The organism is Mesorhizobium sp. B2-4-13, from assembly GCF_006658535.1.
Classification (GTDB): domain Bacteria; phylum Pseudomonadota; class Alphaproteobacteria; order Rhizobiales; family Rhizobiaceae; genus Mesorhizobium; species Mesorhizobium australicum.
In genome coordinates, this window is record NZ_VFVB01000013.1 from 67,166 (window position 1) to 81,376 (window position 14,211).

Genomic DNA, 14,211 nt, shown 5'->3' on the forward strand with positions numbered 1-14,211 from the left:
CAGAAAACAATCTTGAGTGCTTGATCTGGTCGGCGCCAATGCATCTTGGCAGGCGCGGATCTCGCGGCTGGGTCGCCTGTTCAAGGGCCAGTTCGCGGACTGGACCGATCTCAATCTTGCCGGCCTTGCCGTCAATCGCGATCTCCTTACGAAGGATGCGGTGGCGTGCCTCGACCTGTTCGCGAACGGTCGGCGAGGTTCCCTTTTCCAACGCCTGGGCGCCCTGCGCAAAAGCGGCGTCTATCGACAGACTTTTGCCGGCACCCTTGGGCTCTATCTCGCCTTTGTCCTAGGCCGTATCTGAGATCGCGGATCGCGTGGCGCGCTTGGTTGGGAAGGCGACCTCGTGCTACGCCGGCCGGGTTGACGGGCATCGCTCGCGGTTATCGCGTAGAGCCCTGGCAGGGAGCCCTATCGGCCACATGAAGACAGCCAAGAAAATCTTCGATCTCGCCGGTGCGGCTGTGCTGCTGGTGGCAACCTCTCCCATTCTATTGCTGGCCATTGTTGCCGTCCGAGTATCCTCGCCCGGTCCGGTGATTTTTTCACAAACGCGGATTGGCCGCGAAGGTGTGCTTTTTCGCTGCCACAAGTTGCGGACGATGTACCAGGGAACGCCATCGTTGCCCTCGCATGAAACCCCGGTGAGCGCCGTGACATCGGTTGGAAGGGGCTTGCGGAAATTCAAGCTCGACGAGTTGCCGCAGCTGTGGAATGTCCTGCGCGGCGAAATGAGCCTGGTCGGGCCGCGTCCTTGCCTGCCGACCCAGACGGAACTGATCGAATGCCGCAGGCGGCTGGGCGTTCTGCAGGCTTTGCCCGGGATGACAGGCTTGGCCCAGATCAGGGGCATCGACATGTCGAACCCGCAACTTCTGGCCGAAACCGATGCCACCTATCTCAGGACCGCGTCGTTCTGGCTCGACCTTCGGATCCTGTTTGGAACACTTTATCGCGGCTGAGCAGCCCCGCTCCAGAAGCGGAAACCTGTCTTTGGGCCGGCATCAAACAGGACGTCGGGGGTTTCGGAGCCGCGCTATTTCGGTCAGCCGCTCCAGCGTGCTGGCTTCCGGCGCCCAGCCTTCCGAGGCAAGCAGCGACGGGTCGCATATCTGCGTCGCCGTCAGGCTGTCCCAGAACATCCGCTTGCCAAGCAGTGTGGCGGCTGTCCGCATTGGTCCAGCCGGCACGGTCATCAGGCGCGTCGGCCTCCCCAAGCCGCGGCGAAAGGCACCGATGACGGCAGCGACGGACACCGGCGGCTCGTCGCTGGCGAGATAGGTCGGATGAAGTGGCTCGGAATGGCAAAGCAGATGCCACACCGCCCGTGCCGCGGATTGCGATGACAGCAGCGAACGGTTCGCCGTCAATGCGCCTGTCGGCATCGGCAGAGCCGTATCGGCGAGCCGCATTAGCGTCGCCAGGTTTCCTTTCATGCCGATCCCGTAGACTGAAGGCAGCCGCAATATGGCCGCGTCGGCACGGCCATGCGAGGCATAGGCGCCCAACACGGCAATTTCTGCTTCGCGTTTCGAGCGCCCGTAGGCGTCTTGCGGGTCCGGGATCGTGTTTTCGTCGATCGTTGCGCTGGCACGCGCGCCGATCACGGCCCGGATCGAGGAAAGATGGATGAACCGTCCGCTTGCCTGCGTGGCGGCGGCATGCGCCAGACGTGCGCTCAATTGCGCATTGGCTGCCCGAAAATCAGCTTCGGCGGCATTGCCCTGATCATTGTTCAGACCCGCGCAATGGACGACATCCGTAACATCCCTGGTCAGCGCCAGGAAAGCCTCGGCAGGTGCATCGTACCCCGGCATCTGCATCGTGTCGGGTCCAGCATCAAGTCTCTCCGGCTGGCGGGAGGCAAGGCGAAGTTCGACACCGGCCTCACGAAGCCGATGGACCACCTGGCGGCCGATGAAACCCGTCGCGCCCGTAACCAGGACTTTCATTGTCTTGCCCGGACCGGCTATCGGGCGGCTGGCGGAGGTGCCAGGTCTGATGGAATGGCTTCCGTCACCAGTGGAACGGTTTGGCTTTTCGGTGGTGACGTCGCCTGGGCTCCCACCACTGGTGGAAGGGCTTGCCTTTCCACCAACGCGGCCTGGCGGCCACAGGCAAGATATGTTCCCGACACCAGGAAGACCATAAAGACCGAGTCAAGAATGTCATGGCCGATCAGGATGCCCGTCATGCCGGCAGTCAGGTAGGTGATCACGACGGCGACGATCATGGTGGCGCCGAACCGTTCGATCGGATCGGTGCTGTCACGGAGGACCAGGGCTGCATTTCTGACGGCAGCCACAAAGATCGCCGCCAGCGTCACCGCACCCAAGATTCCCGCTTGTACCAAGGCGGTCAGGAAGCCGTTGTGGAAATGACTGAAACCTGCATCCATCCCGAACTGATCCTGAAAGCCCTGCTTGATCAAGAGCCGGGTGGCACCCACCCCATGTCCAAACAATGGCATCTCATGAAATGCCTTCAGGCCGATATCCCAAAGCGCGACGCGTAGTCCCAAAGCAGTCGTGTGGTCACCATGGGCCGCCAGCGCATCCCAGTCGGAGTGCAGAAATGCGACGCGCCCCGCTATCGTCTGGAACCCGAAAAACGCGATAGCGACCGCAATCGCGGCCAGCAGCAAAAGCACGCGAACGGCATCTCTCCCTCTTAGCTTCTGCTGGTTGATCAACAGAACGGCGACACCGACAATCAGCAGTGCCAGCCAGACGATGCGCGTACCGGAGTAGATGATGGCGATCGTTCCGCCGAGTGCGGCGCAGGCGAGGGCGATCCTGTATTTCTCTATACCGGATAGGGCAGCGGCCACGCAGATCACCACCGCAAGGCAGAGGACCTCAGCAAAAACGATCGCATTCCCCGCCCCACCCTCGGCGCGCATACCAAGTCGATATTGCTGATAAACCGCCAGCAGCAGCGCTCCGAAACAAGCCGCCATGCTGGCCAACACAATGATGCGGACGAGCGTTGTTTTTTGCGTAGTGCTCCAGGTCGAATAGGAAATGGGAAAAAACAGAAAGGTGATCAGCGGGACAAGATGCCGTGCGTCCTTGACGATCGCGTGGTTGACGATGGACGCCAGGACATTGCTTGCGCAATAGGCGTAGATCGCGATCGTTAGCGCCATCATCGCCCGGTCGACATTGAAGTGCCTTCTCTTCAAGACGATTAACAGGACGGACCATAGTCCGCCGCCATTGAACACGAAGCTGACCGCCGATCCCAGGACCGGGGGAGAAAAGAAGCAGAGAATGGAGAAGTAGACATTGATCCGCGAAGGCGTGATTTGCTGTCTTATGAATGAAAGCCGGTTCAATTTTCGGACCCGCTATTCTCGAGAAAATTTATGCGGCACATCGTGTTCGGTGAAACCCAACATGCTCACCTCGAAATTGCCCATTGATAGTGCATCTTGCCCTTTCTAAGCGTATAGCGGCTGGGCCGCTGTTTCGATAGTACGCCGTGATCGATTGCCGCTGAAACTCCCGGTCGGCACCGGTTGACCCTGCAGCATCCCCGGCCTTCTCACAGGCAATATTTTTCCAGCCTTTTCACGGCTGGAAGCTCTCCAAGCAGAAATTTCCGGGTTTTGTCGCAACCGTGGAAAATTCATTCCCGAACGAATGGCTGTCGGGCTCGTCTTGCATTGTTCTGGGCCGCGACGATCTGCTAGAACGCCCGCACGAAACACTTGTCCAGAAGCGAAGCTTTGAACCGGGCGCAAAAGGCTCGATGATTTGACGCAGGATCTTTTGTTGCAAGGCATGAGAGAACGCTCACGGTCCATGATACCAGCGCTTACGCATCTGCAGCGGCTTGAAGCCGAGTCCATTCACATATTCCGCGAGGTCGCGGCAGCCTTCACCAAGCCGGTCATGCTCTATTCCGTCGGCAAGGATTCGTCGGTGCTGATGCATCTGGCGATGAAGGCGTTCTATCCGGCCAAGCCGCCATTCCCGTTTCTTCACGTCGACACCACCTGGAAATTTCGCGAGATGATCGCATTTCGCGATCAGATGGCGAAGAAGCTGGGTTTCGATCTTCTGGTTCATGTCAACGAAGATGGCGCGCGCGACAACATCAATCCGTTCGATCACGGCTCGAACACCCACACTCATGTGATGAAAACCGTGGCGCTGCGCCAGGCGCTCGACAAATACGGCTTCGACGCTGCCTTTGGCGGCGCCCGCCGCGACGAGGAAAAGTCGCGCGCCAAGGAGCGCATCTTCTCTTTCCGCAATGCCCAGCATGTGTGGGATCCGAAGAACCAGCGGCCCGAAATGTGGAAGATATTCAACACACGTATCGCGCAGGGTGAATCGATCCGCGTCTTCCCGCTGTCGAACTGGACCGAGCTCGACATCTGGCAGTACATTCTGCAGGAAAACATCCCGATCGTGCCGCTCTATTTCGCCAAGCGGCGGCCGGTTGTCGAACGTGATGGCATGCTGATCCTCAAGGATGATGATCGCATGAAGCTACTGCCCGGCGAGGTCGTGGAGGACAGGTTGGTGCGATTCCGTACGCTTGGCTGTTATCCGCTGACCGGCGCCATCGAATCCGACGCCGACACACTTGAAGCCATCGTTGGCGAGATGCTGACGGCACGCACCTCCGAACGGCAGGGTCGGTTGATCGACCGCGATGAAGCCGGTTCGATGGAAAAGAAGAAGCGCGAGGGGTATTTCTGACCATGCGCCACATCATGGCAAAGAGCCTCGCTCCAACGGACGGCGTCCGCGATTATCTGGCCGCGCAGGAGAAGAAGTCGCTGCTGCGCTTCCTGACCTGCGGTTCGGTGGATGATGGCAAGTCGACGTTGATCGGACGCCTGCTCTCCGACACCAAGCAGATTTTCGAGGACCAGCTCGCCGCGCTTGAACGCGATTCGCGCAAGCATGGCACGACGGGCGACGACGTCGACTTCGCGCTGTTGGTCGACGGCCTCGAGGCGGAGCGCGAGCAAGGCATTACCATCGACGTCGCCTACCGCTTCTTTGCCACGCCGAAGCGCAAGTTCATCGTCGCCGACACGCCCGGCCACGAGCAATATACCCGCAACATGGCGACAGGCGCTTCGACCGCCGACTTGGCGATCGTGCTGATCGATGCCCGGCAGGGGGTGCTGCGCCAGACGCGGCGCCATTCGATCATCGCCTCGCTGCTCGGCATCCGCCACATCGTGCTGGCGGTCAACAAGATCGATCTCGTCGGCTTTGATCAGGTGGTCTTCAACAGGATCGTCGAGGACTACCGGCAGTTCTCACGCGATCTCGGCTTCCAGGCCATCGCGCCGATCCCGATGTCGGCCCGCTACGGCGACAATGTCAGCGGCCGCTCCGAAAACACGCATTGGTATTCCGGCCCGACATTGATCGAGCATCTCGAAACCGTCTCCGTCGACGAAGCCACGGCCGAGCTGCCGTTCCGCTTTCCGGTTCAGTACGTCAATCGCCCCAATCTCGATTTTCGCGGTTTTGCCGGCACCATCGCGTCCGGTATGATTGCGCAAGGCGACGAGGTCGTGGTCGCCAAGTCGGGCAAGTCCTCGCATGTCAAACGCATCGTCGCCTATGGCGGCGATCTCAAACAGGCGGTGGCCGGCCAGGCCATCACGCTCGTTCTCGACGACGAGGTCGAGGTTTCCAGGGGCAACATGCTGGTTTCGCCGTCCGCACGGCCGCAGGTCGCCGACCAGTTCGCCGCCAACATCGTCTGGTTCGACGAGAACGCGCTGCTGCCGGGCCGTTCCTATATCCTGCGCACCGAGACCGACCAGACCAGCGCCACCGTCACCGACTTGAAGTACCGCATCAATGTCAACGACTTTGCGCATGAGGCGGCCAAGTCGCTTGAAATGAATGAAGTCGGTATCTGCAACATTTCGACCCGGGCGCCGATCGCCTTCGATCCGTTTGGCGAGAACCGTACCACTGGCGCCTTTATCCTGATCGATCGCATCAGCAACGCCACGGTTGGCGCAGGCATGATCGTACACTCGCTGCGCCGCGCCGAAAACATCCATTGGCAATCGCTCGATGTCGGCAAGCGCGTGCGTGCCGACATGAAGAACCAGCGGCCCGCCGTGTTCTGGTTCACGGGGCTTTCGGGCTCCGGCAAGTCGACCATCGCCAACCTGTTCGAGAAGAAGCTTTTCGCCACTGGGCGTCATACCTACATTCTCGATGGCGACAATGTCCGCCACGGTCTCAACCGCGACCTTGGATTCACCGATGCCGATCGCGTCGAGAACATTCGCCGCGTCGCCGAAGTTGCCAAGCTGATGGCCGACGCCGGGCTGATCGTCATTGTCTCCTTCATTTCCCCGTTCAGCGCCGAGCGGCGGATGGCCAGGGAATTGATGGCCGATGGCGAGTTCATCGAGGTGTTTGTCGATACGCCTTTCGAGGAATGCGCCAGGCGTGATCCGAAGGGCCTCTATGCCCGCGCGCTGAATGGCGAGATCAAGAATTTCACCGGTGTCGATTCGCCTTACGAAGCACCGGAGAAACCGGAGATCCATCTAGAGACGCTCGGCAGATCGGCTGAAGAGATGGTAGATGCCCTGGAACACTGGCTGAACGAGCGTGACATTGCCGAAGACCAATATGACAATGGCGGCGGTATCTGACGACACGTCGATGCTTGAAATCTTCGAGCGGCTGGCGCTAGCGGCCGGGCGCGAGGTGATGCGCGTATTCCACGCCGGGTGCGCGGTCGACCGCAAGTCGGACGCCTCGCCGGTCACCGAGGCGGACCGCGAGAGCGAGAAGATCATTCTTGCAGGCCTGCGCGCCGCATTCCCCGATATTCCCTGCGTGGCCGAGGAGGAAGCGGCGGCCGGCGTCATGCCGGGCGAACTCGGCGAGACCTTCTTCCTCATTGATCCGCTTGATGGCACCAAGGAATTCGTCAACCGGCGCACCGACTTCACCGTCAACATCGCGCTTGTCCGCCATGGTGTGCCGGAAGTCGGCGTTGTCTTCGCACCCTGCAGCGGCCGGTTTTTTTCCGGGCGACCGGGCAGGGCGGAAGCCCTCGAAGTCGATGGCGACTACCAGATCGTTTCCCGCCGGCCGATTTCGGTGAGAACGGCCGCGACGCCGCTGGCCGTGGTTGCCAGCCGCTCGCACAACACGCCGGAAACCGAAGCCTATATTCGCGACCTTGGTGCCGCCGAGATCGTCTCGGTCGGTTCGTCACTGAAATTCTGCCTCCTCGCCAATGCCGAGGCGGATGTTTATCCGCGGTTCGGTCGCACCATGGAATGGGACACCGCTGCGGGTGACGCGGTGCTGCGTGCCGCCGGCGGCACGACGCGGACGCTGGACGGCAAGCCCTTGACCTATGGCAAGCGCAACCAGGCCGATGACGCGGACTTCGCCAATCCGCATTTCATCGCCAGCGGCGAGGCTGCAATCCAGGGACGTATCGAACCTAGGTGAAAAGCCCTCGTCGATGGCCTATCCTTTGTCGACGTCCCTGAGTCGGTAAGTGAATGTCCTTGTTTCAGAAATGCCATGCCGTCATTTTGGGCGGCTTTCCCGCATGGACCAGCAATAGTGATGAAATAGTCTTCAGGATGTTGCTGGGCCTCTACGCCCTCTCTCCCGCCCTTTTCGCCTTCGTCGAAATGTCCCCAACGGTCTTAACGCTTGTCGGGGCACTCATGGGCGCTCTCGCCCTTTTGACGAAGCGTGCGCGTTTTGGCAGAGGCACGACAGGCCTCGCAATTGTTCTCGCTCTCTTGTCAGGCTTTATCCTTTCGAGCGCCCTGTGGTCGGTCGATGCGAGCCGCTCTCTCACGGCGGCGAGGGACGTGTTTGGCTACTCGATCGCCGCTATCCTGCTGTTTCAGGGCATCCTCGCGCTTGCGAGCGCTCAACGCGAGCGGCTCGCGTGGGTGTCATTGGCCGGCCTGTTGATCGGCGTCGTATCGGTGATGGGCTGGGAACTGTATTTTGCGTTTCTGACCGAAGATCCACGCTTTGTGGAGAACGTTTTCACCCTCCACAAGATCACGGTTTACGGAGCTTTTTTTGCCGTCATATTTCTTGCCCAGCCGAGGCTGGTCTGGAAAGGGCTTGCGGCTCTCTTTGCCGTTCTGACATTGCTCTACGGCCAATCGACCGGCGTCAATCTGGCGATTGTCCTCGTGGCGGTGATGTTTGTCATGCCCGCGAAATACCGCCAGCAAGTTTTGGTTGGATTTTTCGCCATCTATTTGTCTCTTGCCCTGATTGCCCCCTTCGTCGTCGCGCCGCTGTTCGCCTACCTCAAAACAACGGGATGGCTGGTTTTCTATCCAGGAACCTTCGCAGCGCGGCTTGATCTATGGCAGATGATTTCGCCCCGCATCGCGGACCAGCCGATCCTCGGCCATGGCGCCAATACGATGAGAAACGCGGCCGGGGTGGTCGTGAGTCCGACATATTATGCGCAGGCGGATCTCCCAAGCGCACATAATATCGTATTCGATTTGTGGTACGAACTGGGAGCGCTGGGCATCATGGTGTATGGGATGCTCCTGGCGGCGATCATAAGAATGATCGGCGGTTTGAGCGGCCCCTGCCATTTCATAGCCAGTTGCTACCTGATGATAGCTGTCGTCGAACTCTCGGTCGACCATCGGATCTGGTTGTCATGGGTGCTGGGCACTTTGGTCTTCGCCGCGGGGATCTGCATAGTGCAGTGCCGTTCCATGACCCGATCGGGGATGGAAGACGGGATCACAAGACACGTGGCGGCCTTCTCAAAATAACGGGCGAAGCGCACGGCCTGCGCCGTCGTCGCCCTATGCCAAGGAGGTGTCGGTCGGATATCCCGTGCCCGACGCCTATTCGGCCGCGGCCTGCGCCGAGTTCGAGCCGATATAATTGCGGATCGTTTCGATGATCTGGTCCTGGTCTGCCTCGCTGAGATAGGGGTGCATCGGCAGGCACAGGATGCGTTTCGGCAGGTCCTCCGAAACGGCAAGACCGGTCGGCGTGCGCGGGTAGTCGCGATAGGCGATCTGCTCATGCAGCGGCTTGACGTAGTAGATGACGGACGGAATGCCCTTTTCGCTCAAATGCGCCTTAAGCCCGTCGCGTTTCGGCGTTTCGATCGCGTATTGCGCCCAGGCCGAGCGGCTGCCACCCAGGTTGCGGGATGCGGTGACGGCGTCACCGAGGCCTTCAGCGTAGCGTTGGGCCACCACCTGCCGCGCCACCATCTCTTCCTCGAGGATGGCGAGCTTCTCGAGCAGGATCGCCGCCTGCAGCGTGTCGAGCCGTGAATTGATGCCGACGCGGATGTTGTCGTACTGCGTCTCGCCCTTGCCGTGGAAGGCGAAGGATCTGAGCGCGTCGGCCAGCGCGTCATCATTGGTGAACATCGCACCGCCGTCGCCATAGCAGCCGAGCGGCTTGGCCGGATAGAAGCTGGTCGAGCCGACATGGCCGAACGCGCCGCACATCCTGCCTTCGAGCGAGCCCCCCATGGACTGGGCTGCGTCCTCGATCACCAATAAGCCTTCGCGATTGGCAATAGTCATGAGCGCCTCATAGTCGGCGGCAAGACCGAACAGGTCGACAGGGATGATCGCCTTCGGCTTCAGTCGACCTTCCTTCTTGACGGCCGCGATCGCCGCCTCGAGGCTGGCGATGTCGATGTTGTAGGTTGTCGGATCGACATCGACGAAAACCGGCTCGGCCTTGGCCAGCGCCACCACTTCCGCCGTGGCGGCGAAGGTGAAGCTCGGCACGAACACCGCGTCACCCGGGCCGATGCCGGTGGCGAACAGCGGCAAAAGCAGTGCATCGGTGCCGTTGGCGCAGGCAATCACATGCTTGACGCCGACATAGGCGGCGAGCTTCTTCTCGAATTCGGCGACCTGCGGGCCAAGGATGTAGCGGCCATCCTCGACCACGTGGTCGATCGCGGCTTTCAGCCGGTCGCGGATTCGTTCGCGCTGCGCGCCAAGATCGATGAATTGCATGTCGGCCTCAATACCCTGCCAATAACCGGCCCGCTGGTACCAGACTTGGCGCGGCTGAAAAAGCCGGCTGCGGATCGGGGACTTGGTGCAAGTGTCGCAGCCCGTTACCACGTTTTGCCGGCATATTGTCCCACAAAGCCGGGAATCCGGGCTTGGCGGTGCAATTCAGCCCATTCTTATCGAGGTTTTCCGGCGCCTGGAAACATAAAGTGATCGCGCTGGAGAGCCGATCAGCCGATCTCGTGCCGCCAGGGGGGATTGGCGCCGGCTCGTGACACTGTCACTGCCGCCGCCTTGGCGCCGAGCGCCAATGCTTTGCGGATGGCGTCTTCGGACAGGCTGGAAATCGCCGCCTTCGTCAACAGGCCTTGCTCATGCAGGGAGGCAAGGATGCCGGCGTTGAACGTGTCTCCGGCGCCGACGGTGTCCACCACCTTCACTGTCTCCGGCATGACGGTGACACGATGCTGTTTGCTGTAGCCAACGGCACCCTCGCTGCCATGCGTGACGACGATCAGCTTCGGGCCGCGGTCGAGCCAATTGCGCACGACATCCTCGTGCGAGCCGGCTTCGCCGAACCACTGGAGGTCTTCGTCCGACAGTTTGACGATGTCGGCTATCGCCATCATCTCCCGGATGCGCCTGAGGTGCTTGGCCTTGTCGGGAATGAAGTTCGGCCGGATGTTGGGATCGAGCATCATCACGCGGGTCTCATGCTCGCGCTGCATGAATTCCTCATAGGCCGACCCAGCCGGCTCCGAGATCAGGCTGATGGCGCCGAACAGCATCGCCTCGATCTCGCTGCCGAGTTGCGGCAGGTCTTCGATGGTCAGCATGCGCCCGGCCGTGTTCTCGTCATAGAAGGTGTAGGTCGCCTGGCCATTGTTCAGCCGCACGAAGGCTAGGGTCGTCGGTCGGGGCGAGGTGTGCGCGTAGGTGGAACTGACCTTGCTCGCCCCCAACGCGTCCCTGAACTGACCGCCGAACAGGTCCGACGACAGGCCCGAGAAAAAGCCGGCCGGCGCGCCCAAGCGGCCGAGCGCGATCGCTGTGTTGAAGACAGCGCCGCCGACATAGGGGGCAAAAGCCGGCTCATTCTCCGTAGTGGTGCGCGGCAGCATGTCGATCAGGGCTTCGCCGCAGCAGAGGATCATGGCTTCTCGGTCTCCGGCGGATAGATCACGCCCTTGCGGATGATGATATTGGCGTAAAGCCGCGGCTCGCTTGTCGCGACGATGGCATGCGCCGATTTGACCCGTGCATAGAAGTCGGCGCCGGCCAGTGCAACCACCTTGCGGCCAGGCGCGCGTTTGGCGCAGATCGCCTCCATTTCACGATGGACGGGGTCGGCAAGCGACGGATCGCCTTTCACCGAGGCGCGAAACAGCGCCTCCGGCACGACATCGTCGACCGGAAGCAGCGTCAGTATCGCGTCGAGTACGGGCATGAGGGCGTGGCCATCGGTCCTGATGAGGCGCCTTGCCTGCTCCTGTGCCGGATAGTTCCCGTCGACCACGGCAATCTCGTCACCATGGCCCATGGCGCGCAACGTCGCCAGAAGCTCTGGACCAAGCAGCGCCGGAATCCCGATCAGCATTTCACGCGCCCCTGGAGATCGTCGTCGAACCGATCAGGAAGCGTTCGGAAAGCGGCAGGCTGGCGCCGCCGAGCGCCCGGGCATGGATACCCACGCTTCCCTCGCGGACGGCCGGAAGTTTCAGCCCTTCGCCGTCGATCGCGCCGATTGCCGTCACGACCGCCTCGACCAGCCTCTGGCGCACGGCCTTCGGCATCCAGCCGTCGATCACCGCGGCTTCGAAATCGATGACCGAGGATGCTGCCACGATGGCATAAGCGAGCGCCTGCGAGGCGCTGGCGATCCACTCGTCGAGCGCGGCGCCGATCTCCCCCCAATCCTCGGGTGAGGTCCACAGATACGAGGCCTCGACGCCACGCGCGTTGAGTGTTTTTTCGAGCATGGCGATCGAGGCCACGTCGATCAGCTGGGTCGGTTTTCCATCCAGCCCCGGCACAGGCATGGAGCCGAGCGCGCCGGCATTGCCGGTCGGCCCGCCAAACAGCCGGCCGTTGAGCACGATGCCGCCGCCGGCAAAGGCGCCGATATAGAAATAGACGAAATCCCGCGCCGCGCCTGTCTGGCCGAAGACCAGTTCGGCGCCGCAGGCGGAGGTGGCATCGTTCTGCAGATAAACCGGAAAATCGCATTGCGCCTGGATGTCGGTCCTGATGTCACGATGGCGCCATTCGTCCATCACGTCGCGCGGCGCGCCGGCGGTGTCGGCCCAGTTCCAGAGCTCGAACGGCATGGCGATGCCAAGTCCGGCGATGCGCTTGTCCTGTGCCGGCGTCAGCTCGCCGCGCATCGTCTTCATGCCTGACGTGACGAACTCGACCGTCTCGCGGGGGGCAGGGTAGCGGTAGGAATGCTGCAGCATCGCGCGCACCTGTCCGAGGAAATCGATCAGCACGAGTTCGGCGCTGCGGCGGCCGATCTTGAGGCCGATGAAGAAGGCGCCTTCGGGGTTGAGTGCCATGGGGATCGAGGGCTGGCCGATCTTGCCGCGCAACGGCGCCTGGCGCACGAGCAGGCTTTCTTCCTCCAGTTCGCGCATGATGACCGAAACCGTCTGCGCCGAAAGTCCGGTCATGCGGGCAATGTCGGACTTCGCCAGACTGCCGTGCTGGCGCACCAGCGAAAGCACCAGGCGCTCGTTGTGGTCGCGCATGCCACTCTGGTTGGTGCCGCGGTGAATGAGGCTCTCGTTCGCTTCGGGCGAACCATGCCTCGCAGTGGCCGTCTCCACCCTGTTCCTCCCGTCGTTTCCCCACAATGCTTTTGGGTCAGAATGAGTGAACGACGCAAGGGTGTCAATAATAAATAAGAGTGATTTAATTATTGACAGATGCGCTGGCGTGGTGTTCCTTGAGGGAGCATCCGCGCTGGGAGAAGTCGCCTGGATGCCGTGCGGGTGCCGGTTGGCCGGCATTCGAAAAATGTTCCACTGGGAGGAAATCGTGACCAATACAAAATTGTTGAAGTCCACCGTTTTCGCGGCGGCCGCGCTGGGTCTGATGGCGTTCGCTTCGTCTGCGTCCGCGGCCGGCGTCGGCGCCTGCCTGATCACCAAGACCGACACCAATCCGTTTTTCGTCAAGATGAAGGAGGGCGCGACCGCCAAGGCCAAGGAACTTGGCGTCGATCTCAAGACCTATGCGGGCAAGATCGACGGTGACAGCGAGAGCCAGGTGGCGGCGATCGAAAGCTGCATCGCCGACGGCGCCAAGGGCATTTTGATCACCGCGTCCGACACCAAGGGCATCGTGCCGACGGTGAAGAAGGCGCGCGATGCGGGCCTGCTGGTGATTGCGCTGGACACGCCGCTCGATCCGATCGACGCCGCCGACGCGACCTTCGCCACCGACAATCTGGAGGCCGGCAAGCTGATCGGCGCCTGGGCCGCCGCCACGCTCGGTGACAAGGCCAAGGACGCCAAGATCGGCTTCCTCGACCTGACGCCCTCGCAGCCGACCGTGGACGTTCTGCGCGACCAGGGCTTCATGATGGGCTACGGCATCGACGTGAAGGACCCCAACAAGATCGGCGATGAGACCGATCCGCGCATCGTTGGCCATGATGTGACGAACGGTAACGAGGAAGGCGGCCGCAAGGCGATGGAAAACCTTCTGCAGAAGGACAACACCATCACCGTCATCCACACCATCAATGAGCCGGCCGCGGTCGGTGCCTACCAGGCGCTCAAGGCTGTCGGCCTCGAAAGCCAGGTGCTGATCGTCTCGGTCGACGGCGGTTGCCCCGGCGTGAAGTCGGTCGCCGAAGGCGTCATCGGCGCCACCTCGCAGCAATATCCGCTGCAGATGGCCGCACTTGGCATCGAGGCGATCGCCGCTTTCGCCAAGGACGGCACCAAGCCGAAGCCGACCGAGGGCAAGAACTTCTTCGACACCGGCGTCAACCTCGTCACCGACAAGCCGGCGACGGGCGTCAAGTCCATCGACACCAAGGAAGGCCTCGCCAAGTGCTGGGGCTGATACTGGCCTGACCGGCAACGGAACCGATGCGACCGGGGGGACTTGATCCCCGGTCGCATCGGGTGGACGATGCATCACTGTAAACGCGAATAATCCCGGCGACAGACCGGAAGGCGTGGACGGCGTCAGCGTGTGGCTGA

The 14,211-nt window shown here is 61.4% G+C and carries 13 protein-coding genes; 7 read left to right on the plus strand and 6 right to left on the minus strand.

From position 1 onward, the window contains the following. The first annotated feature begins 16 nt into the window (after window positions 1–16). Together FJ936_RS27370 and FJ936_RS27375 are read left to right on the plus strand one after the other, a co-directional pair. Window positions 17–304, plus strand: a complete 288-nt coding sequence (locus FJ936_RS27370; RefSeq protein ID WP_023771497.1) for a hypothetical protein — start codon at window positions 17–19, stop codon at window positions 302–304. A 118-nt stretch (window positions 305–422) separates the two neighbouring features. Beyond that, complete coding sequence (locus FJ936_RS27375; protein ID WP_140663220.1) at window positions 423–962, plus strand: sugar transferase; 540 nt, start codon at window positions 423–425, stop codon at window positions 960–962. Between the two features lie 42 nt (window positions 963–1,004). Here FJ936_RS27375 and FJ936_RS27380 read toward each other — a convergent pair whose 3' ends face one another. Together FJ936_RS27380 and FJ936_RS27385 are read right to left on the minus strand one after the other, a co-directional pair. Further along, window positions 1,005–1,952: an NAD-dependent epimerase/dehydratase family protein gene (locus FJ936_RS27380; RefSeq protein ID WP_141907207.1), complete on the minus strand. Its 948-nt coding sequence runs from the start codon at window positions 1,950–1,952 to the stop codon at window positions 1,005–1,007. 17 nt (window positions 1,953–1,969) lie between these two features. Further along, a complete protein-coding gene (locus FJ936_RS27385) occupies window positions 1,970–3,337 on the minus strand; it encodes an O-antigen ligase (RefSeq protein WP_141907208.1) in 1,368 nt (455 codons plus the stop codon). A gap of 469 nt (window positions 3,338–3,806) precedes the next feature. Here FJ936_RS27385 and cysD point away from each other — a divergent pair, with 469 nt between their 5' ends. Genes cysD through FJ936_RS27405 form a run of 4 tightly spaced genes read left to right on the plus strand, consistent with a single transcriptional unit; the run spans window position 3,807 to window position 8,782 of the window. Further along, window positions 3,807–4,712: a sulfate adenylyltransferase subunit CysD gene (gene cysD / locus FJ936_RS27390; RefSeq protein WP_141907209.1), complete on the plus strand. Its 906-nt coding sequence runs from the start codon at window positions 3,807–3,809 to the stop codon at window positions 4,710–4,712. A gap of 2 nt (window positions 4,713–4,714) precedes the next feature. Then, complete coding sequence (gene cysN, locus FJ936_RS27395; protein WP_181763177.1) at window positions 4,715–6,652, plus strand: sulfate adenylyltransferase subunit CysN; 1,938 nt, start codon at window positions 4,715–4,717, stop codon at window positions 6,650–6,652. Between the two features lie 10 nt (window positions 6,653–6,662). Beyond that, window positions 6,663–7,466, plus strand: coding sequence for a 3'(2'),5'-bisphosphate nucleotidase CysQ (gene cysQ, locus FJ936_RS27400; protein WP_181763179.1), 804 nt, complete (start codon window positions 6,663–6,665; stop codon window positions 7,464–7,466). Window positions 7,467–7,519: 53 nt separating this feature from the next. Continuing rightward, window positions 7,520–8,782 carry an O-antigen ligase family protein gene (locus FJ936_RS27405; RefSeq protein WP_141907212.1) on the plus strand — a complete coding sequence of 421 codons (1,263 nt, stop codon included), beginning with the start codon at window positions 7,520–7,522 and terminating at the stop codon, window positions 8,780–8,782. Window positions 8,783–8,857: 75 nt separating this feature from the next. Here the strand turns inward: FJ936_RS27405 and FJ936_RS27410 are convergent, their stop codons facing one another. The 4 genes from FJ936_RS27410 to FJ936_RS27425 all read right to left on the minus strand — a co-directional run bounded on the left by FJ936_RS27410 (window position 8,858) and on the right by FJ936_RS27425 (window position 12,825). Further along, window positions 8,858–10,000, minus strand: a complete 1,143-nt coding sequence (locus tag FJ936_RS27410; RefSeq protein ID WP_141907213.1) for a DegT/DnrJ/EryC1/StrS aminotransferase family protein — start codon at window positions 9,998–10,000, stop codon at window positions 8,858–8,860. 230 nt (window positions 10,001–10,230) lie between these two features. Next, the gene (locus FJ936_RS27415; RefSeq protein ID WP_141907214.1) at window positions 10,231–11,154 is read right to left on the minus strand and encodes a carbohydrate kinase; all 924 of its coding nucleotides are present in this window, start codon (window positions 11,152–11,154) and stop codon (window positions 10,231–10,233) included. Continuing rightward, window positions 11,151–11,597 (minus strand): RbsD/FucU domain-containing protein, encoded by a 447-nt coding sequence (locus tag FJ936_RS27420; protein WP_015318696.1) that lies wholly within the window; start codon window positions 11,595–11,597, stop codon window positions 11,151–11,153. Before FJ936_RS27420 ends, FJ936_RS27415 begins: the two co-directional genes overlap by 4 nt. A gap of 1 nt (window position 11,598) precedes the next feature. Then, a complete protein-coding gene (locus tag FJ936_RS27425; protein ID WP_140878458.1) occupies window positions 11,599–12,825 on the minus strand; it encodes an ROK family transcriptional regulator in 1,227 nt (408 codons plus the stop codon). A gap of 229 nt (window positions 12,826–13,054) precedes the next feature. Here FJ936_RS27425 and FJ936_RS27430 point away from each other — a divergent pair, with 229 nt between their 5' ends. Continuing rightward, window positions 13,055–14,071: a sugar ABC transporter substrate-binding protein gene (locus FJ936_RS27430; RefSeq protein WP_023771510.1), complete on the plus strand. Its 1,017-nt coding sequence runs from the start codon at window positions 13,055–13,057 to the stop codon at window positions 14,069–14,071. Window positions 14,072–14,211 lie beyond the last annotated feature (140 nt).